The 21,507-nt window shown below is 37.1% G+C and carries 14 protein-coding genes, 3 pseudogenes and 2 CRISPR repeat arrays; of the genes and pseudogenes, 15 read left to right on the top strand and 2 right to left on the bottom strand.

The window, feature by feature from the left end:
- Nucleotides 1–88: 88 nt before the first annotated feature.
- The 14 genes and pseudogenes from E8M05_RS11540 (at nucleotide 89) to E8M05_RS07195 (ending at nucleotide 18,373) form a co-directional block, all read left to right on the top strand.
- Nucleotides 89–276: pseudogene (locus tag E8M05_RS11540) on the top strand (type II toxin-antitoxin system HicA family toxin).
- Between the two features lie 11 nt (nucleotides 277–287).
- Nucleotides 288–668, top strand: coding sequence for a type II toxin-antitoxin system HicB family antitoxin (locus E8M05_RS07260; protein WP_041973114.1), 381 nt, complete (start codon nucleotides 288–290; stop codon nucleotides 666–668).
- Nucleotides 669–800: 132 nt separating this feature from the next.
- Nucleotides 801–2,685: direct repeats of the CRISPR family, unit length 36 nt; unit sequence GTTTTAGAGCTGTGCTGTTTCGAATGGTTCCAAAAC.
- 141 nt (nucleotides 2,686–2,826) lie between these two features.
- Nucleotides 2,827–3,243 (top strand): nucleoside-diphosphate kinase, encoded by a 417-nt coding sequence (gene ndk, locus E8M05_RS07255; protein ID WP_003065538.1) that lies wholly within the window; start codon nucleotides 2,827–2,829, stop codon nucleotides 3,241–3,243.
- 82 nt (nucleotides 3,244–3,325) lie between these two features.
- A CRISPR array of direct repeats spans nucleotides 3,326–4,287; the repeat unit is 36 nt.
- 164 nt (nucleotides 4,288–4,451) lie between these two features.
- Nucleotides 4,452–6,287 carry a translation elongation factor 4 gene (gene lepA / locus E8M05_RS07250; RefSeq protein ID WP_003065532.1) on the top strand — a complete coding sequence of 612 codons (1,836 nt, stop codon included), beginning with the start codon at nucleotides 4,452–4,454 and terminating at the stop codon, nucleotides 6,285–6,287.
- A gap of 221 nt (nucleotides 6,288–6,508) precedes the next feature.
- The gene (gene aroA / locus E8M05_RS07245; RefSeq protein WP_041973120.1) at nucleotides 6,509–7,792 is read left to right on the top strand and encodes a 3-phosphoshikimate 1-carboxyvinyltransferase; all 1,284 of its coding nucleotides are present in this window, start codon (nucleotides 6,509–6,511) and stop codon (nucleotides 7,790–7,792) included.
- Nucleotides 7,785–8,261 carry a shikimate kinase gene (locus tag E8M05_RS07240; protein ID WP_003065526.1) on the top strand — a complete coding sequence of 159 codons (477 nt, stop codon included), beginning with the start codon at nucleotides 7,785–7,787 and terminating at the stop codon, nucleotides 8,259–8,261. The genes aroA and E8M05_RS07240 overlap by 8 nt, the downstream gene beginning before the upstream one ends.
- Complete coding sequence (gene pheA, locus E8M05_RS07235) at nucleotides 8,258–9,082, top strand: prephenate dehydratase (protein WP_003065525.1); 825 nt, start codon at nucleotides 8,258–8,260, stop codon at nucleotides 9,080–9,082. The genes E8M05_RS07240 and pheA overlap by 4 nt, the downstream gene beginning before the upstream one ends.
- Before the next feature lie 86 nt (nucleotides 9,083–9,168).
- Complete coding sequence (locus E8M05_RS07230; RefSeq protein ID WP_003065523.1) at nucleotides 9,169–10,611, top strand: LCP family protein; 1,443 nt, start codon at nucleotides 9,169–9,171, stop codon at nucleotides 10,609–10,611.
- 109 nt (nucleotides 10,612–10,720) lie between these two features.
- Nucleotides 10,721–12,091: a 23S rRNA (uracil(1939)-C(5))-methyltransferase RlmD gene (gene rlmD / locus E8M05_RS07225; RefSeq protein ID WP_003065521.1), complete on the top strand. Its 1,371-nt coding sequence runs from the start codon at nucleotides 10,721–10,723 to the stop codon at nucleotides 12,089–12,091.
- 630 nt (nucleotides 12,092–12,721) lie between these two features.
- A complete protein-coding gene (locus E8M05_RS07220; RefSeq protein WP_003065519.1) occupies nucleotides 12,722–13,240 on the top strand; it encodes a ClbS/DfsB family four-helix bundle protein in 519 nt (172 codons plus the stop codon).
- A 647-nt stretch (nucleotides 13,241–13,887) separates the two neighbouring features.
- On the top strand, nucleotides 13,888–14,115 hold the full coding sequence (locus tag E8M05_RS07210; RefSeq protein ID WP_003065516.1) for a hypothetical protein: 228 nt from the start codon (nucleotides 13,888–13,890) through the stop codon (nucleotides 14,113–14,115).
- Between the two features lies 1 nt (nucleotide 14,116).
- Complete coding sequence (locus E8M05_RS07205) at nucleotides 14,117–14,944, top strand: MurR/RpiR family transcriptional regulator (RefSeq protein WP_003065514.1); 828 nt, start codon at nucleotides 14,117–14,119, stop codon at nucleotides 14,942–14,944.
- Nucleotides 14,945–15,086: 142 nt separating this feature from the next.
- Nucleotides 15,087–16,967: a beta-glucoside-specific PTS transporter subunit IIABC gene (locus tag E8M05_RS07200; protein WP_003065512.1), complete on the top strand. Its 1,881-nt coding sequence runs from the start codon at nucleotides 15,087–15,089 to the stop codon at nucleotides 16,965–16,967.
- A 5-nt stretch (nucleotides 16,968–16,972) separates the two neighbouring features.
- On the top strand, nucleotides 16,973–18,373 hold the full coding sequence (locus E8M05_RS07195) for a 6-phospho-beta-glucosidase (RefSeq protein WP_003065510.1): 1,401 nt from the start codon (nucleotides 16,973–16,975) through the stop codon (nucleotides 18,371–18,373).
- 124 nt (nucleotides 18,374–18,497) lie between these two features.
- On the opposite strand, the pseudogene E8M05_RS07190 reads toward E8M05_RS07195, so the two are convergent.
- Together E8M05_RS07190 and E8M05_RS07185 are read right to left on the bottom strand one after the other, a co-directional pair.
- Nucleotides 18,498–18,788: pseudogene (locus E8M05_RS07190) on the bottom strand (DUF5960 family protein).
- A pseudogene (locus E8M05_RS07185) lies at nucleotides 18,775–19,068 on the bottom strand (hypothetical protein). The pseudogenes E8M05_RS07190 and E8M05_RS07185 overlap by 14 nt, the downstream one beginning before the upstream one ends.
- A gap of 677 nt (nucleotides 19,069–19,745) precedes the next feature.
- On the opposite strand from E8M05_RS07185, the gene E8M05_RS07180 reads away from it, so the two are divergent.
- Nucleotides 19,746–21,392: a peptide ABC transporter substrate-binding protein gene (locus E8M05_RS07180; protein ID WP_003065508.1), complete on the top strand. Its 1,647-nt coding sequence runs from the start codon at nucleotides 19,746–19,748 to the stop codon at nucleotides 21,390–21,392.
- Nucleotides 21,393–21,507: the final 115 nt, after the last annotated feature.

Here is a 21,507-nt window from a genome sequence, read left to right as displayed (position 1 = left end):
ATAATAAGGCATCTACTAAAAAAGTAGGTGCCTTTTCTTATAATTTGATAAATGCGCATAATGTTTATATAACAAGGGATTGGAGAGAGTGTCGTTAACAAGCAGAGAGTTAGCAAAACTTGTTGTGTTAAAAGGTTGGAAAGAAGTTCGTGTAAAGGGGAGTTATCATCAGTTCAAAAAGAATAGAGTACTGTATTTTTTACGATTCCAATTCATGGAAACAAGGTGTTAGGAGCAGGTTTGAAAAAGAAAATGTTAAAAGACATAGGGCTATAAAAGAGTTTTTTCTGTTAAAATCATATCCAGCAATTTTTCACAAAGAAGATGATGGAAGTTTTTGGGTAGAATTTCCAGGATATAGTGGTGGTACCGAAGGTGATGACGTCGAAGAAGCGATGAAAAATGCTCGAGAAATGTTAGAAAGCTCATTGGCTGCTTATTTAGATGAAGGGTTAGAGCTTCCAAAAGTTGTTGATATGAGTGAATTATCAGTTGAAGTTGGTTTTATTACTTTAATTCAAGCAGCCCCTTCCCCATATTTAAAAAGTACCAAAGCCATTCGAAAAAATGTTACGGTTCCAGAATGGTTAGTCAGATTCGCTGATCGAGAATATGTTAATTATTCAGAATGTTTGGCACAAGTTTTAGAGAAAAAATTAAAGCTTTAAATTGCTATAAACGTTGTAAAATCAAGGTTTTTTAGGTATAATATAGTTAAAAATAATGAACTATTCGAGGCTGAAGTCTAGCTGAGACGAATGGCGCGATTACGAAATTTTGTGAGAAAAATGGTCCACGAGGTTTTAGAGCTGTGCTGTTTCGAATGGTTCCAAAACAGATATGATTTTTCATATGAACTATGCCAAGTTTTAGAGCTGTGCTGTTTCGAATGGTTCCAAAACTGGTCATAGTATACTTGTTAAAGATATGTAGTTTTAGAGCTGTGCTGTTTCGAATGGTTCCAAAACGGTTCAGTCATTAATATTGACGGTGAGAAAGTTTTAGAGCTGTGCTGTTTCGAATGGTTCCAAAACTTTAACAAGCACAGTATGACCCAATCCATGGTTTTAGAGCTGTGCTGTTTCGAATGGTTCCAAAACTGTTTCTGATTCAATAAGCATTGCAACGTGGTTTTAGAGCTGTGCTGTTTCGAATGGTTCCAAAACTGGGCAATATCTACGAAAATCCAGAGCTTTGTTTTAGAGCTGTGCTGTTTCGAATGGTTCCAAAACGAATGTTCCAACGAGCATGACACCAAGCCTGGTTTTAGAGCTGTGCTGTTTCGAATGGTTCCAAAACATTTCAAACGCAGGCTATAACAAGATTGATGTTTTAGAGCTGTGCTGTTTCGAATGGTTCCAAAACAATAAAACTTTCTACAAAATAAAAAAAGCAGTTTTAGAGCTGTGCTGTTTCGAATGGTTCCAAAACCCCATACAGTTTGATGATTGATTCTAGTGCGTTTTAGAGCTGTGCTGTTTCGAATGGTTCCAAAACAAAAGAAAAAATAATAAAACCGTTGGACGAGTTTTAGAGCTGTGCTGTTTCGAATGGTTCCAAAACCGAAAGCAGAACAGAAAGACGTCCAGAAGGGTTTTAGAGCTGTGCTGTTTCGAATGGTTCCAAAACTTGAGAAAAAACATGGTATGCACGGAACAAGTTTTAGAGCTGTGCTGTTTCGAATGGTTCCAAAACGACGGAATAAGTGAACCAACTTACTATGTTGTTTTAGAGCTGTGCTGTTTCGAATGGTTCCAAAACACCACCATCGTCGCTTGTAGTTGTCGAACTGTTTTAGAGCTGTGCTGTTTCGAATGGTTCCAAAACAAGCTTTAAAGTGGGTTCTTGAAAACGAGGGTTTTAGAGCTGTGCTGTTTCGAATGGTTCCAAAACAACAATTGTGCCACTGCACAATAAAGACCTGTTTTAGAGCTGTGCTGTTTCGAATGGTTCCAAAACAGGCGTTAACGCTAGCTTATTTAGCGGTCTGTTTTAGAGCTGTGCTGCTTCGAATGGTTCCAAAACCACAACCGGATAAGTGCCAGCTGGAATTGCGTTTTAGAGCTGTGCTGTTTCGAATGGTTCCAAAACTTGTTCTGTCATATTCTCACCCCCTTTCTAGTTTTAGAGCTGTGCTGTTTCGAATGGTTCCAAAACTATCGTAAACGAAAACATGACTGTCATTGAGTTTTAGAGCTGTGCTGTTTCGAATGGTTCCAAAACGTTGACTGGTGGCGAGATTACGAACGCACTGTTTTAGAGCTGTGCTGTTTCGAATGGTTCCAAAACGGCAGAGGGATATTAAAATGACTAATTTATGTTTTAGAGCTGTGCTGTTTCGAATGGTTCCAAAACTTGAAAATCAAATTTAAAAGCTTCTGGACAGTTTTAGAGCTGTGCTGTTTCGAATGGTTCCAAAACCTGCAATGTCGCCGAATTTTGTAATGGCGCGTTTTAGAGCTGTGCTGTTTCGAATGGTTCCAAAACCTCACGGCTCGAAGAGAAATTCGACGATAAGTTTTAGAGCTGTGCTGTTTCGAATGGTTCCAAAACTGTCCACAAATACATACCTTTAACTAAAACGTTTTAGAGCTGTGCTGTTTCGAATGGTTCCAAAACAAACATTTCTGGCGTATAGTTCAGCTCCTTGTTTTAGAGCTGTGCTGTTTCGAATGGTTCCAAAACGTCTGGTATTTAGGATTGAGCAGAAATAGTATTCTCAGAAACGTACTAAATTTTAGTGAAAACGCCTTTCAACATTTTTCAAAAGTTTTCTTTTATGGTAAAATAAAAACTGAATTTATTTAGATAGGTTGGATTGTTTACATGGAAAAAACTTTCTTTATGATTAAACCAGATGGTGTGAGACGCGGGCTTGTTGGTGAGGTGCTTCACCGTATTGAACGACGTGGTTTTACAATTGAAAAATTGGAGATGCGCATGGCAACCCCAGAATTATTAGAAAAACATTATGCTGATTTGGTTGACCGCCCATTTTTCCCGCTAATCGTTGATTTTATGACAAGTGGTCCAGTAATTACTGGCGTTATGTCTGGAAACGAAGTCATCACTTCATGGCGTACAATGATGGGAGCGACAAATCCTAAAGAAGCTCTCCCAGGGACAATCCGCGGAGACTATGCTCAAGCACCAGACGAAAGTGGCGCAACATTTAACATCGTTCACGGTTCAGACTCACCAGAATCAGTTGAACGCGAAATCGCCCTCTGGTTTGGAGAATAAATAAAAGGAATTATTTCGAAGCTGAAGTCTAGCTGAGACAAATGGCGCGATTACGAAATTTCGTGAGAAAAATGGTCCACGAGGTTTTAGAGCTGTGTTGTTTCGAATGGTTCCAAAACTAGCAAGATGACGGACGTTCAAGAACAATTGTTTTAGAGCTGTGTTGTTTCGAATGGTTCCAAAACCGGAGCTTTGGTTGACTTCTCACTAGTTGAGTTTTAGAGCTGTGTTGTTTCGAATGGTTCCAAAACATTGAAACCTATGATTATTCAGAATTACAAGTTTTAGAGCTGTGTTGTTTCGAATGGTTCCAAAACTTAACGTGGTAGGTATTGCTAAATTTATTGGTTTTAGAGCTGTGTTGTTTCGAATGGTTCCAAAACAATATTATTACGACTTTCATGTAATGTGGTGTTTTAGAGCTGTGTTGTTTCGAATGGTTCCAAAACCGGTTGGCTTGTTGGGAAACCCTATTACTTGTTTTAGAGCTGTGTTGTTTCGAATGGTTCCAAAACCCTGGAACATTTCAAGAATACAACCAGTTAAGTTTTAGAGCTGTGTTGTTTCGAATGGTTCCAAAACTGACGTTCCGACAAGTTCTGCTAATACAACGTTTTAGAGCTGTGTTGTTTCGAATGGTTCCAAAACCGAATATTTGAAGCAAGACCTTACAGATAAGTTTTAGAGCTGTGTTGTTTCGAATGGTTCCAAAACTCACGACATGGGGCTCGGGAAAACGTACACGTTTTAGAGCTGTGTTGTTTCGAATGGTTCCAAAACAAATCGGAGTGTATGAAAATTACTACGATTGTTTTAGAGCTGTGTTGTTTCGAATGGTTCCAAAACATGCACGATTACTATCTTTCTATCTATATTGTTTTAGAGCTGTGTTGTTTCGAATGGTTCCAAAACAAGCCATATGTTGAATAAGCATGCGCAACGGTTTTAGAGCTGTGTTGTTTCGAATGGTTCCAAAACCAATTTATCATCTAACGTTAAGAAGCTCAAGTTTTAGAGCTGTGTTGTTTCGAATGGTTCCAAAACTCATTCCTCCTAATTAGAGGTAGACCGTGTAGTTTTATAGCTGTGCTGTTTATTTTACCATCTTATGATGCTTTTTTCTTGAAATGACTTCTAAAACTTTTTATAGCAACGTTTCTGTTTATCTGTTATAATAGAAATAATGATTAATTGTATAGGATTGTAAGATGGATATTCAAGAATTAAAAAAACGACAAGAGAAGATTCGTAATTTCTCTATCATTGCACACATTGACCACGGGAAGTCAACTTTGGCTGACCGTATTTTGGAAAAAACTGAGACGGTTTCTAGTCGTGAAATGCAAGCTCAACTCTTGGATAGCATGGATTTGGAGCGTGAGCGTGGTATCACGATTAAGCTTAATGCGATTGAGTTGAACTACACGGCTAAAGACGGTGAAACCTACATTTTCCACTTGATTGACACCCCAGGACACGTTGACTTTTCATATGAAGTGTCACGTTCTTTGGCGGCTTGTGAGGGGGCAATTTTGGTTGTTGATGCGGCACAAGGTATCGAAGCTCAAACGCTTGCCAATGTTTACCTAGCCCTTGATAATGATTTGGAAATTCTGCCAGTTATCAATAAAATTGATTTGCCAGCAGCAGACCCAGAGCGTGTGCGTCAAGAAATCGAAGATGTGATTGGTCTTGATGCTTCAGAGGCTGTGCTTGCTTCAGCAAAAGCAGGTATCGGGATTGAAGAAATCCTTGAACAAATTGTTGAGTACGTGCCAGCGCCAGCAGGAGATGTTGAAGCACCGCTTCAAGCACTTATCTTTGACTCTGTTTATGATGCTTACCGCGGGGTTATTCTGCAAGTTCGTATCGTTAATGGTATGGTAAAACCTGGTGATAAGATTCAATTGATGTCAAATGGTAAAACGTTTGATGTTACAGAAGTTGGTATCTTCACGCCGAAAGCTGTTGGACGTGATTTCTTAGCAACTGGTGATGTTGGTTATATCGCAGCATCAATCAAGACAGTTGCTGATACCCGTGTGGGTGATACAGTAACTCTTGCTGAAAATCCAGCAGAAGCACCGCTTCATGGTTACAAACAAATGAACCCAATGGTATTTGCTGGTCTTTACCCAATTGAATCAAATAAATACAATGACCTCCGTGAAGCACTTGAAAAATTACAATTGAACGATGCTAGTCTCCAATTCGAGCCTGAAACATCACAAGCTCTTGGCTTTGGTTTCCGTTGTGGTTTCCTTGGTTTGCTTCACATGGACGTTATCCAAGAACGTTTGGAACGTGAATTCAACATTGATTTGATTATGACAGCACCATCCGTTGTTTACCATGTTAACACGACTGATGGCGAAATGCTTGAGGTGTCAAATCCGTCTGAATTCCCAGACCCAACTAAGGTTGCAAGTATAGAAGAACCATATGTGAAAGCACAAATCATGGTTCCGCAAGAATTTGTCGGAGCAGTCATGGAACTTGCCCAACGCAAACGTGGCGACTTCGTGACAATGGATTACATTGATGAAAATCGTGTCAATGTCATTTACCAGATTCCGCTGGCTGAAATTGTCTTTGATTTCTTTGATAAATTGAAATCATCAACACGTGGTTATGCAAGTTTTGATTACGAAATTTCAGAATACCGTAAATCAAAATTGGTTAAAATGGATATTCTCCTTAACGGTGATAAAGTTGATGCGCTCAGCTTCATTGTTCACAACGAATTTGCTTATGAACGTGGTAAATTAATCGTTGAAAAACTCAAGAAAATCATTCCACGTCAACAATTCGAAGTGCCAATTCAAGCAGCTATCGGTCAAAAAATCGTTGCACGCTCAGATATTAAAGCTCTTCGTAAAAATGTGCTTGCCAAGTGTTACGGTGGTGACGTTTCTCGTAAACGTAAATTGCTTGAAAAACAAAAAGCAGGTAAAAAACGTATGAAAGCTATCGGTTCTGTTGAAGTGCCACAAGAAGCCTTCTTGTCAGTACTTTCAATGGATGACGATAACAGTAAAAAATAAAATGATTAAACAGCTGAAACCTTTTCTTTCAGTTGTTTTTTTGAGAAATTTTAATGCTTCGAGCTAAAGTGAGAAAGAGGTTGGGGGGCGAAATGTCTTTGTTTTGAGATAGTTTCATAATGAATTTGCAAGCTTTTGTTAAGAGTAATTTTAGAGAACTGTTCAAATTTTCAGTTATTTTATGGTACAATAGAATTAAAACTATACCATGGGAGAGTTGTATGAAATTACTGACAAATGTGTCACAATTAAAAGGAACTTTGCGAGTTCCTGGAGATAAGTCAATCAGTCACCGTTCAATTATGTTCGGCAGTCTTGCCAAGGGAACAACAACTGTTCATGATATTTTGCGTGGTGAAGATGTGCTGTCAACAATGCAAGTATTTCGTGATTTAGGGGTTGATATCCAAGACGACGGTAACATCGTAACCATTACAGGTGTTGGCTTTGACGGGCTTAAGGCTCCAAAAAATAAACTAGATATGGGAAATTCAGGAACATCAATCCGCTTGATTTCTGGCGTGTTAGCAGGGCAAGATTTTACGGTTGAAATGTTTGGTGATGACAGTTTGTCAAAACGCCCAATGGACCGCGTGACCATTCCGCTTCGTCAAATGGGAGTTGAAGTGTCAGGGCAAACAGACCGTGATTTGCCACCGCTTACGATGCGTGGTAGCAAAGCACTTAAACCGATTCATTATCAACTTCCTATGGCGTCTGCTCAAGTGAAGTCAGCACTTATTTTTGCAGCTTTGCAAGCTGACGGTGAGTCTGTCATCATTGAAAAAGAAAAAACACGCAATCACACAGAGGATATGATTGTTCAGTTTGGTGGCGCAATTGACGTTAATGGCAAAGAAATTCGCATCAAAGGTGGTCAAGAATTTACTGGTCAAGATGTGGTTGTCCCAGGTGATATTTCATCAGCGGCTTTCTGGTTAGTCGCAGGGCTCATTGTTCCAAATGCTAAAGTAACCCTTGAAAATGTCGGTATCAATGAAACACGTACTGGTATCATTGATGTTATCAAGGAAATGGGGGGCAAAATGACCATTTTAAACGTTGATGAGATTGCTAAATCAGCAACGATTACCGTTGAAACATCTGAACTTCACGGCGTTGAAATTGGTGGCGAAATCATTCCGCGTTTGATTGATGAATTACCAATTATCGCTCTTCTTGCCACACAAGCTAATGGTACAACGATTATTCGTGATGCAGAAGAGTTGAAAGTGAAGGAAACAGACCGTATTCAGGTGGTTGTGGATGCTCTTAATGCAATGGGTGCTGACATTACGCCAACAGATGACGGTATGATTGTCAAAGGAAAAACACCTCTCCATGGCTCTAAAGTCAGTACTTTCGGTGACCACCGTATCGGTATGATGACTGCTGTTGCTGCGCTTTTGGTGTCCGACGGAGACGTTGAACTAGAACGAGCAGAAGCGATTAATACAAGCTACCCAAGCTTCTTTAATGATTTGGAGGTACTCTCACGTGGCTAGAATTATTATTGGTTTTATGGGGTCTGGGAAATCAACGATTTCATCATTGTTAGATGAAAATTACATTGATATGGATGCTTTGATTACAGAGCATATCGGCATGTCAATCGCAGACTTTTTCGCTAAAGAGGGTGAAGCTAAATTCCGTGAAATTGAGTCACAAGTGCTTGCGGAATTGGCTGATTCTGACCAAGTCATTTCAACTGGTGGCGGCGTTGTCATCAATCCGATTAACAGAGAGATTTTAGCAAGAAATCCAGAAACGATTTACCTAAAATCAGACTTTGAAACGCTTTATGACCGCATTGAGCATGATACGGAAAATGTTCGTCCTTTGTTTGTCAACAATAGCAAGGAAGCTTTCAAAGAAATATTTGACGGTCGCCAAGAAATGTATGAAGCAGCAGCTAATCGTATTATTGAAGTGGCTGATAAAACACCTGAAGAAATTGTTGAGGAAATCGGATGACAGTTGGCTATTTAGGACCAAGTGGTTCTTTTACACATAATGTTGCTGTTAAGGCATTTCCAGAAGCTAATCGCATGCCTTTTGCAAATATCACCGAAGTTATCAAATCTTATGAAGAAGGTTTTGTGGATTATGCCATTATCCCTGTTGAAAATTCAATCGAGGGTTCAGTGCATGAAACGTTGGATTACCTTTTTCATCAAGCTGAAATTGAGGCGATTGCAGAAATCATTCAACCGATTAAACAACAGCTTTTAGCAACAACACAAACAAAGAAAATTGAAAAGATTTTTTCACACCCGCAAGCTATTGCTCAAGGGAAAAAATACATTAAAGCACATTATCCAGCAGCAAAAATTGAGATGACGGCTAGTACGGCTTATGCCGCACGTTTCATTGCTGAACATCCAGAGGAAAACTTTGCTGCCATTGCGCCAGTAGCTGCCGCAAAAGAATATGGTTTGGAAATTATTGCCCAAGATATTCAAGAAATGGATGAAAACTACACGCGCTTTTGGGTACTAGGGCATCAAAAACGGTCGTTTGATTGGGCAAAACTCAATCAAAAAGTTTCATTGGCATTGACCTTGCCAGATAACTTGCCTGGTGCGCTTTATAAAGCATTATCTGTTTTTGCTTGGCGTGGCATTGATTTGACTAAAATTGAAAGTCGCCCTCTAAAAACAGCTTTGGGAGAATATTTTTTCATCGTTGATGTTGAAAATAAAAATGATACACTAGTGTCATTTGCGCTAGAAGAATTGAACGTTCTTGGCATTGACTATAAAATCCTCGGACGTTATGATGTTTACAAACTGTAAAATCCTCTGATTTTTGATATTTAGGAATTGTTAAGCGCTTGTGCTGGCTCTAGTCTGATGAAAATGGGAAAGATATGGTATGAGATATGGCAAGAAATAATTTAAGTCGGCATGAAGAGTTAAGATATGAGTATCTTTTAAAGAATCTTGAGTATTTAAGTTTGCGTGAAAAGCAAGAATTTAACTATCTTTACAATAAAAAACAAGCTGGTGAGGTCAACGAGCCACCACGCTCTCAGCCGTCGTCTGCCTATAATGACAATTACTACGATGATTATTATGACGATGCTTATGATAATCAAGTGGATTATTATGATGACGATAACTGGACATCTCAAGGGCTTCCCAAATACCCAGAAGAAAAAAAGCAGTCGAAACGTTCCTTTAGAAGAACGAGCGAGCAGCAGGCAGAGATTCTTCCAACTTATCAAGACAATTATGAGAATTATAATGAGGCATTTTATCAAGAATCTGAACCTGTAACGCCTAAAAAAGCAAAGAAACCCAAAAAGAAGCGTCGCAAAATTCGTATTAAGCATCTGTTGAAACTTCTTGGTTTCTTGGTGATTCTTGTCATGGCAGGGATGATTTACATGTTTTTCAAAGGTGTTAATGATGTTTCAAGTGGTGAGACAAATTACACGGCGGCTGTGACAGAAACATTCAATGGTGAAGATAGCGATGACGGTACTAATATTCTCATATTAGGAAGTGACCAGCGGGTTACACAAGGATCTTCGGATGCCAGAACCGATACGATTATGGTGATGAATATTGGCAACAGCGACGGAAAAATTAAGTTAGTCAGCTTTATGCGCGATACCTTAGTTAATATTGATGGTGTTAGCTACAATGACTATTCAAATGACCAAAAATTAAATGTTGCTTTTAATATAGGAGAGCAGGATAATAACCAAGGTGCAGAACTCATGCGACAGACGTTGAAAGATAATTTTGATATTAACATCAAATATTATGTCATGGTTGACTTTGCAACCTTTGCAGAAGCCATTGATACCTTATTTCCAAATGGCGTTGAAATAGACGCCAAATTTGGTACGGTTGATGGTCAAGCAGTTTCGTCTGTTGAAGTTCCTGATGATCTCAATATGCAGGCTGACGGTACTGTTCCAAATCAAACGATTGAAGTTAGAACACAAAAAATGGATGGTCGGACTTTGCTCAATTATGCTCGTTTCCGTAAAGATGATGACGGTGATTATGGACGTACTCAACGCCAACAACAAGTTATTTCTGCCATTATCAACCAGATTAAAGATCCAACAAAACTTTTTACAGGTTCAGCTGCAATTGGTAAAATCTATGCTTTGACCTCAACGAACGTTTCTTATTCATTTCTTTTGAAAGAAGGTTTATCTGTTATCACGAGTGGTCAAGAAGGTATCGAGCAAACAACCATTCCAGCCGAAGGTGACTGGACAGATGACTACGATATGTATGGCGGCTTAGGAATTGCCATTGATTTTGATAAATATCAAGAAGAGTTAAAAGAACTTGGTTTGCGGTAGGAAGAGATATGATATAATAGAGAGGCAGTTAAGCTTCTCTATTTTTATTATGGAGAAAAGCGACCGAGAAATAGAACATTGCCAATTTAGAATTGGCTGAAAGGAAATTATGTTAAGTAAAAATGCTATTGTAGATGCTGAAATCACGGATTTATCACACGAAGGAGCAGGTGTTGCCAAGGTTGACGGTTTCGTCTTTTTTGTTGAAAATGCACTTCCAGGTGAGAAAATCAAAATGCGCGTCTTGAAAGTGAAAAAGAACATCGGATTTGGTAAAGTTGAGGAGTATGTGACAATCTCTGAACACCGCAATCAAGATTTGAATGTGGATTATTTGCGTACAGGAATTGCGGATTTTGGGCATCTTGCGTATGCTGAACAGTTAAAATTTAAACGCAAACAAGTAATGGATAATCTCTATAAAACAGCTGGTATTTCAGATGTCGAGGTGTCAGAAACACTTGGTATGGCGCACCCATACGCTTATCGCAATAAAGCACAAGTGCCTGTTCGTCGTGTTAATGGTCAGTTGGAGACAGGATTTTTCCGTAAACATTCTCATGATTTGATGCCGATTTCTGATTATTATATTCAAAATAAAGAAATTGACCGTTTGATTAATTTTACACGTGATTTGCTTCGCCGTTTTGACCTTAAACCTTATGATGAAAAAGAACAAACTGGATTGATTCGTAATTTGGTTGTTCGTCGTGGGCATTATTCTGGTGAAATGATGCTGGTCTTTGTGACAACACGCCCAAAAATCTTCCGTATTGAGCAAATCATTGAGAAAATTGTGGCAGAATTTCCAGCGGTTAAGTCAATCGTTCAAAATATTAACGATAAAAATACCAATGCGATTTTCGGTAAAGAGTTTAAGACATTGTATGGCAAAGATACGATTGTTGACAGCATGCTTGGCAATCAATATGAAATTTCTGCTCGTTCATTCTATCAAGTCAATACTGAAATGGCTGAAAAGCTTTACCAAACTGCCATTGATTTTTCAGACTTGACACCTAAAGATATTGTCATTGATGCTTACTCTGGTATTGGAACAATTGGGCTTTCATTTGCCAAAAATGTTAAAGCCGTTTACGGCGTCGAAGTGATTGAAGAAGCTGTGGAGGATGCTAAAAGAAATGCTGCGCTAAACAGTATTACCAATGCGCATTATATCGCTGATCCGGCAGAACATGCTATGGCAACTTGGAGCAAAGACGGTATCAAACCAAGTGTGATTTTGGTTGATCCACCACGCAAAGGCTTGACAGAAAACTTTATCAAAGCCAGCGTTGCCATGCAGCCAGAAAAAATCACTTATATCTCATGTAACCCAGCAACTATGGCGCGTGACATCAAGCTCTATCAAGAACTCGGCTACAAACTCATAAAAGTACAACCAGTTGATTTGTTCCCGAATACGCATCACGTTGAGGCAGTATCACTGCTTGTACGAGTTGGTGGAACAGCGAAGTAGAAGCAGATTGTTCTGCCCATGCGATAATTGTCGTAGAATGAGGAGTTAACGACGAAATGAGACGGTAACAGCGAACCGTTGAGTGCGTAGCTCTACTTGTAAAATTCTAGAAACCTTTGAATGAAAGGGATAATGAAAAGCCTTGGTTGCAAGGTTTTTTGTCGTATGGAGAAGAAGTATCAGAGTAAGAATCCAAGTAGAGTGTCTTGATGTGATAGCGTGATAGGTTATCAATCTATTTCCACAAACCCTGAGAGTATGGACTTGTTTCCACAGAAGAGGAGTTTGTGGAAATGAACATATCCCTTACATTATTACCTAGATGGTCGTTGAAGTTTGAGTTCTATATATTGATACTACATATTTTAAAGTTAGTATTTTTAAATCAGTAAAATAATATCCTTATTTTAAAATTTAGAGAAAAGTAATATAATAGTAGAAAAGAAGAGAGTTCGTGGATGTTAATAAATATAATCTTGTTTACAATCAGAATATTGCCGAGAATAGTCACTGTCTTTTAAAAGCTTTATTCGTAAAAGGTATAGAAATATAATATTTTTTGAAGAGGTAAAGGAAAAAATAAGATCTGTTTAATTTAGGGTACTGATAAATCAGGATGGAGGTGTTTTTTTGAGAACATATGAAAATAAAGAGGAGCTAAAAAAAGAAATAAGTAAAGCATTTGAGAAATATATTTTGGAATTTGATAATATCCCAGAAAGCCTGAAAGATAAAAGAATTACTGAAGTTGATAGAACTCCAGCCGAAAACCTTTCGTATCAGGTTGGATGGACAAGTTTGGTTCTTAAATGGGAAGAAGATGAAAGAAAGGGGCACCAAGTAAAAACACCATCGGATGAATTTAAATGGAATCAACTTGGTGAGTTATATCAGTGGTTCACGGATACTTACGCTCATTTATCTCTGCAGGAGTTGAAAGCAAAATTAAATGAAAATATTAATTCTATCTATGCAATGATTGATTCGTTGAGTGAGGAGGAATTATTTGAACCGCATATGAGAAAGTGGGCCGATGAAGCGACTAAAACAGCGACTTGGGAAGTGTATAAGTTTATTCATGTAAATACTGTTGCACCTTTTGGAACTTTCCGAACTAAAATCAGAAAATGGAAGAAAATAGTATTATAAATTATATTTTTTAACTTTAAAAAATTTCATAAAAATGGTTACCAAAGGCGATAAAAGAAAAAACTATCGTCTTTTTTTTTATAAATTATTAGAACGATTAAAAATCAGAGGAATAATTTCATTCCCCACCAAACCTCCACCAAAGTTTAGGTTTTGGTAGGAAGTTGCTTAATTTTGTAAAAGCAATCCATCTAACGCTCTAGTTAAATGTTTATAAAAAGAAGCAAAAAGCAATTTCATTTTACTTGAGAGAAGGATTTTTAATTATTTCTGAGAATATAGATGATAATACTCAGGAATTAGAATTGTCTATAACATGGACTAATTTGTAATGGAGAATGAGGAATGTCAAAAGACATTAATAGTAGACTGTACATTTAAGAAGTTTTTGAAAGGTTTTACCAAATTTATGCTTCTGCACGTCAAGAAGTATTAGATTTAGTTAATTTATCAGGTACTTTTATTCCGCTTAATATCGATTCCGATAGAGAGGGATTACTTGACTATTAGATTCTTGTGGCAGAAATTGCAGGGATAATAGTTGGTTTTACTGTATTTACAGTAGATAATTAGCATGGCTATATGTAGATAGGAAATTTATTCGACAAGGGATTGGGACAAGGTTAGTTGATGGTGCTTTCAAGCAGATGAATAATACTATTTCAATTGAAGTTTTAGCAGGAAGTATTCTTGAGCTTACATTTTACAAAAAATTCGAATTTGAAATTGTAAATATAAAGACAGGTCGAATGCCAGGAAATGAAGAGTTTTCAGTTTCCGTAAATGATTTGAGGAGCAGAGTTAGTAAGTCTGAACATATTTTTGTTTTTATATGCTATAATCATCATAGAGCAGTTAATAAGAAACGAGAATAATATGTTAGTTGATAAATTACAAGAGCAGTCTGATTTGACTCCTCAAGAGCAAGTGGTTGCGTCCTTTATTTTGGAGAACATGAAAATGATTCCCTCCTTTTCTGCTCAAGGATTGGCAGGAAAATCATTTACTAGTAAGGCAACGGTTGTTCGTCTGTGTCAAAAACTAGGTTTTTCTGGGTTCCAAGAGTTCAAATTACAATTGTTAGCAGAATGGCATGAAAAGCAACGACTTGATGCATTATTGTCAGAGGAGCCAATTTCTTCCCATACAAATTTTGAGGATCTCCTAGATATTCTTCCGCAGATTTATGATAAAGCTTTAACCAATACTAGATTTACTTTAAGAAAGCAACAACTTCCAAAACTTATAAATTTTATTGAAAAATCGGATCAGATAATTTTTTTAGGGACTGGTATTTCGTATATCTCAGCACAAGCTGCTGCATTTAAGTTTTCAAATTTAGGGCTACAAGCAACCGCTATGGAATCTCTTAATAAGCATTTTCTTGCACTCAATAAAGATAAGAAAACAGTATTTTTCCTTATCAGCTTTACTGGAAAAAACGAGTCCATTCTTCAGATGGCACGTTATTTAAAACAGGAAGGGTTTTGTCCCATTGTTGGATTAGTTGGTCCTTATTATGAACAATTAAAACCTTACTGTCATGAGATTATAGAATTGCCTAATCGTGAAAGCTTGATTGGTTTGGATGTTGTCAGTAGTAATATCAGCTTGACGTATATTATCGATCTTCTATTTTCAATGTATCTAGCCAAAACATATGATAAACAAGTCAAAGTAAACCTATCTAATCGACCAAAATAAACCACATTGAACCTTTGTTACAGAAAACAAAGGTTTTTTTAAATGATTACTGGACCATTTGACCAAAATATTGAAATAAAATTGTAAGCGTTATCTGAAGTTGTTATACTAGCTCTGTCAAAAAGACATTAGGGAGGAAAATATGAAAAAATATCAAGCCTTAGCACAAGATATTGTTGAGCATATCGGTGGAAAAGATAATGTCACAGGACTTGTTCACTGTATCACACGCCTACGCTTTAATTTAGTTGATGAATCAAAAGCAGATGATGATTATCTAAAGGCACTAGATGGCGTTGTAACTGTCATGAAAAGTGGAGGACAGTATCAAGTTGTTATCGGTAACCATGTTGCAGATGTCTATGAAGAAGTTCTGCCTTTGCTGAATATTACAGATTCTAAAGTAAGTGGTCAGCCAGTAAATGTAAAATTATTCGACAGAATGATCGATACGATTTCTGGAATTTTTCAGCCAGTTCTAGGCATTATGGCTGCTTGTGGAATGGTTAAAGGTTTCAATACCTTGTTTGTTACCTTAGGTTTATATGAAAATACTAGTGGTGTCTATCAGATTTTAAATGCTGTTGGAGATGCTATGTTTACCTTTATGCCTCTGTTTCTAGGATATACGGCGGCGAAAAAATTTAAGTTGAAACCAATGCTTGGTTTAGCAATTGGAGCGGCTCTCTGTTATCCAGCGATTCAAGCAAGTAGTTTATCCGCAAATTCAGAAGCTTTGTTTACTCTATTTGAAGGTAGCGTTCTAGCATCACCAGTCTATATCAATTTTCTTGGCATCCCAGTAATTGCGATTGATTATACAGGAACAGTTATTCCTGTTATTCTAGCAGTTTGGTTTGCTTCAAAATGTGAATGGGTATATAATCGTCTCATTCCAGACTTGGTGAAATTCTTCTTTGTGCCAATGTTGACGATGTTAACCGTTATTCCAGTGACTTTATTGGTATTGGGTCCTCTGGCAACATTTGGTTCAACCTTAATTTCTCAATTTACCCTTGCTGTGCGTGACATCAGTCCACTTTTAGCAGGTGCGTTAGTAGGGGCAACTTGGCAAATTCTAATCATTTTTGGTCTTCATTGGGGCTTTATTCCAGTGTATATTAATAACGTGATGACATTGGGTTATGATAATGTCATGATGCCATTCTTTGCTTGTACCTTTGCAACATCGGCGGTAGTGTTGGGCATTTATTGCAAGACTAAAAATCAGAAATTAAAAGAGATGGCTATTCCTAACTTTATATCAGGAATTTTTGGTATTACGGAACCAGCTATTTACGGGATGTTGTTACCATTAAAAAAACCATTTATTATCAGCTGTATCGCAGGAGGAATTGGTGGTGCTTTCTATGGACATTTCAATTTTAGAAAATTTATCATGGGTGGTATGGGAATTTTCGAATTGCCTAATATGATGAATCCAGATGGAAGCATGGGGAATATTATTGTTGCTTTTGTAGGGATTCTTATCTCGATGGTTGTCGGGTTGATCTTAACTTTAATGTTCTATAAAGAAGATGAATTAGTGCAGAATGAGTCAGAAGAAAAAGATACTATTCTTTTAAGCCCTTTAGAGGGAGAAGTTGTTCCACTAGAAAGTATTGAAGACCAAACTTTTGCTTCTGGAATGCTGGGAAAAGGTTTAGCAATCATTCCAAGTCAAGGAACTTTAAAATCTCCTGTTGATGGTGAGATTATAGCATTATTTCCAACTGGCCATGCCATAGGATTAAAGAGCGATAGTGGAATTGAAATTTTGATTCATATTGGAATGGATACTGTGCAGTTAAATGGTAGAGGCTTTTCAACTAAAGTGACTGCTGGTGAACACGTTCAAAAAGGTCAAGTATTAATAGAATTTGATCAGAAACTTATTCAATCGGAAGGCTACTCGCTGGTAACACCAGTGCTAGTTACAAATTGGGAAGAGTTTTCTGATATGACGATTGAGAATCAACAGGATATCGCATTTGGTCAAAAGATGATCTCTGTTAGAAAGTAGATAGTATGGACAATGAATTTTTATGGGGAGTAGCAACAGCTGCCAATCAATGTGAAGGTGGTATAGAACAACGAGGTAAGGCATTAGTTGATGTTATTCCATTTGGAGAGCAGCGTTTTGGTGTCATGAAAGGTGAAATCTGTCATAACACCCTTCAGAATGATACCTATTTTCCTGGAAGGCAAGCAATCAATATGGCAGAGAACTACGATACAGACATTGATTTATTAATAGAATTAGGAATAAATGCTTATCGGTTATCCTTTTCATGGTCACGTATTTTTCCAAAAGGTAATGAAGATAAACCGAATCCTAGTGGTTTAGCTTTCTATGATAAGATTATTAATAAGCTTTTAGACAATAGTATTGAGCCGATAGTAACTATTTGTCATTTCGACTTACCTCTTTATCTGGTAGAAGAATTTGGCGGATGGGGAGATAGGCAGGTTGTTGATTATTATTTGAATTACTGTGAAGTCTTATTCCAGCATTTTAAAGGACGCATCAAGTATTGGATAACCTTTAATGAAATCAATATGATTTTACATTTACCATTCTTAGCCGCAGGTTTGTATGTATCAGATAAATCTTACCCTCTGGAGTACATTTATCAAGCAGCACACCATCAGTTAATTGCCTCAGCTAAAGCGACTAAGTTATCTCATGAAATTTCAAAAGAGAATAACATTGGTTGTATGCTAGCAGCTGGAAAGGTTTATTCCTATTCAGCAAATCCAGAAGATGTTTGGTTAGCTTTGGAAAAAGATAGGGAAAACTATTTCTTTACAGATGTTCAAGTCAGGGGAGAGTATCCTACTTATGCACAAAAGTTTTTCAAAAGGAATGACATCAATTTGTTGATTCCTGAGGAGGATTTACTATTACTAAAAGAATACACGGTAGATTATATCAGTTTATCTTATTACAATAGTCGTTGCGTATCAGCTGATGCTTCTTTAGCAACGAATTCGGGGAATTTATTCGCATCTGTTTCAAATCCTTTTTTGGAGACGAGTCAGTGGGGATGGCCAATCGATCCGTTGGGTTTTAGAATCACATTGAATGAATTATATGATCGTTATCAAAAACCTTTGTTCGTTGTAGAAAATGGTTTGGGTGCGATTGATTCTTTGGATGAACATAATGAGATTGATGATACCTATCGTATTAACTATTTATCAGATCATATTACTGCCCTATTAAAGGCAAAAGATGAGGATGGTATTCCTATATTAGGTTATACGATGTGGTCTGGGATTGATATCATTAGTGCAACAGGAGGACAAATGTCGAAACGATACGGTTTGATATATGTAGATATGGATGATCAAGGACAAGGAACCTTGAAACGAATACCAAAAGCTTCTTATCGTTGGTATCGAGAAATGATTAGAGAGAACCGTTAGATAGATAATTAAACCAGCCGAGCAATTCCTTTAGTTGCTTGGTTGTTTCAATTTTAAAGATAAAAATAACCAATAGACCACCGTGTGTTGTTTGGCACGCATGTTAGTATGAGTGAGACTAAAATTAGTCATTATGTATGTTTGTTGTTTGCTTATAGGTATAGCGGCAAATAAGCTGATTTTCATATAAGGTATTTACCTCAAATATAAGTAAGTGATATTGGTTATCCCTAGATTTTTCTTTTTTAGGACAAAGTAATTCTTACGAGATGTTACTATTGTTTTGAGGATATCAGCGGTAGGAAAGTCAATGGAATGTTCATATTGGAGTAGCAGTAGAAGTTACATCCAAAATCTTGGTAGCTCTTACTGTATCCACTTGAGGGTGGTCACGCTGAAACTTAATTTGATTCATAGAGTATCTTTTCGACAAGTTCAATACTAATAATATCTTTCAATTTCAAATCGATATGACCTGTTTGAATTTTTATCAAAATGAAATCTTTTTGTCAGATGTGATATTGTGTCAGTGTAGGAAATACGTTTGTTTTTTTAATTACATGGATGCGTGTGGTCAGTTACTCAGCGTATAGTTCACTGAGGAGTAACAAATGCCTCTCTAGTGACAAACCTGACATGTAAGCTACTTTGTTTGCATCATTAGTAAGTGCTGAAGTATGATGCAGATAGCATATATGGCTTTTTACTTTGGGTGGGGAAGTATTAGAGAAAGAATATTTATTGGGGGTGGGAGTGTAGGTTTGATAGCAGGAGGATTATTTCCCTATTTTTCATTTTAAAACAAAAATTTTCAAATTTTGAAAATAGATTGAAAGCGCAGTTATATTACGTTCTCATGTATTCAAAACTAGGGAAATTTATATAGGAGGTGCTCTAGATGAGCAACAATAAAGAAACAGCGAAGCAAATTATTCAAATAATTATATCAATCTCTTTTTCTATGCTAAACTAAAGAGATGGAGGTGAGCTTAGGTTTTTACAGATTAAAGACTGTCTTTTGCAAAGTAGCCAAGCAACTATTTCGCAAAAACAAAACGTTGTCATCAATCTAGAGTACTCTTTTCCCCCTCATTTGTAAGATTTTGAGAACGAGAGTCGAAATGAAACTGATTTTTGATATTAACTTTTCTGATATTATTTGTATGATGAAACAAAAAAACACTTGAAATATTCAAGGTTTTAATATTTATTAAAAATAAAAACGTTAAAAGTGTGTAAAATGAGTAAAAAATAAATGAAACTAAGTTTTTTGGAAAAATTAATTAATTTACAAATTTTCTGTATTTTTAGAAAATAGTATGTTATAATAGTTAACATACCAAAAGAAAGTTTATGGTAGGAGGATCCCATTATGGAGATTAAAAAATGGAAACGTGTAGGTCTAGGAGCTGTGACCTTGTTATCAACAGTTGTTTTAGCAGCTTGTGGCAATAGCAGTAGTTCATCAGCTTCTTCAAGTGATGAAATCAATTGGTTTATTCCAACTGAAATTAGTACCTTGGATATTTCAAAAGTTACAGATACTTATTCATCAATTGCAATTGGTAACTCAGGAAGTAACCTTCTTCGTCGTGATGAAGATGGTGAGTTACAACCTGATTTGGCTGAAAAAGTAGAAGTATCTGATGATGGCTTGACTTATACAGCAACACTTCGCGATGATCTTAAATGGTCAGATGGAAGTGATTTGACAGCAGAAGACTTTGTCTATAGTTGGCAACGTATTGTTGCCCCAGCAACGGCTTCAGAGTACGCTTACCTTGTATCAGATGCACACGTCTTGAATGCTGAAGAAGTTATTGCAGGAACTAAAAGTGTTGATGAATTGGGTGTCAAAGCTGACGGAAATAAACTTATTTTCACTTTATCTGCTCCGTCACCACAGTTTATGAGCTTGCTTTCATTTGCAAACTTCATGCCACAAAGTAAAGACTTTGTTGAAGAAGCAGGTGATGATTACGGAACAACTTCTGAAAAATCATTGTATTCTGGACCATATACCGTTGAAGATTGGAACGGTACAAACGGAACGTTTACTCTTGTGAAAAACAAATACTATTGGGATGCTAAAGATGTTAAGACTAAGAAAGTAAACATCCAAACGATTAAGAAACCAGATACAGCTGTGCAAATGTATAAAGATGGTGATCTTGATTATGCAAACATCTCAAATACTGAAGCAACATACAAAGCTAATAAAAATCGTGATGATGTTGTTGATGTTCCAGAAGCTACAACAGCCTACATGGTTTATAACCAAACAGGTACTGTGACTGCTTTGAACAACACTAAAATTCGTCAAGCCCTTAACTTGGCAACTGATCGTGAAGGAATTGTCAAAGCTGCGATAGATACTGGTTCAACAGTTGCGACAGCTCTTGCGCCTACGGGTCTTGAAACATTGCCAGATGGTGCTGATTTGGCTGAATACGTTTCTCCAGGTTATAGCTATGATGAAGAAGCAGCAGCTAAACTCTTCAAAGAAGGTTTGGCAGAACTTGGTACTGATTCAGTTACATTGACAATCACGGCTGATTCAGATGCACCAGTTGCAAAAGCTGCAGTTGACTATATCAAAGAAACTTGGGAAAATACTCTTTCAGGTTTGACAGTCGAAGAAAAATTCGTTACTTTCAAACAACGTCTTGAAGATACTAAAAACCAGAACTTTGATGTAGCTCTTGTGCTTTGGGGTGGTGACTATCCAGAAGGTTCTACTTTCTATGGTCTGTTCACTACTAACTCATCTTACAACTACGGTAAATTCTCAAATGCAGATTATGATGCGGCTTACCAAAAAGCAATCACAACAGATGCTTTAGACCCAGCGGCTGCTGCAGACGATTATAAAGCCGCTGAAAAAGCACTTTATGACAATGCGCTTTATAACCCAATCTATTTCCGTAGTGGTAAAGGACTTCAAAATCCAGACCTTAAAGGACTTGTTCGTAGCTCAACTGGTTTATCAGTAGATTTTACTTACGCATATAAAGAATAAATCCAATCAAATTAATGTAAAACAAGGTTCGGGCATTGCCCGCCTTGTTTTCTTTGTGCCTTGAAAAATGATACAATAGATAGGAAATCGTTTAAAAAATGTAAGAATAGGTAAA

Source organism: Streptococcus pasteurianus (genome assembly GCF_004843545.1).
In the GTDB taxonomy this organism is placed as follows: domain Bacteria; phylum Bacillota; class Bacilli; order Lactobacillales; family Streptococcaceae; genus Streptococcus; species Streptococcus pasteurianus.
This window is presented reverse-complemented; position numbering and strand designations above follow the sequence as displayed.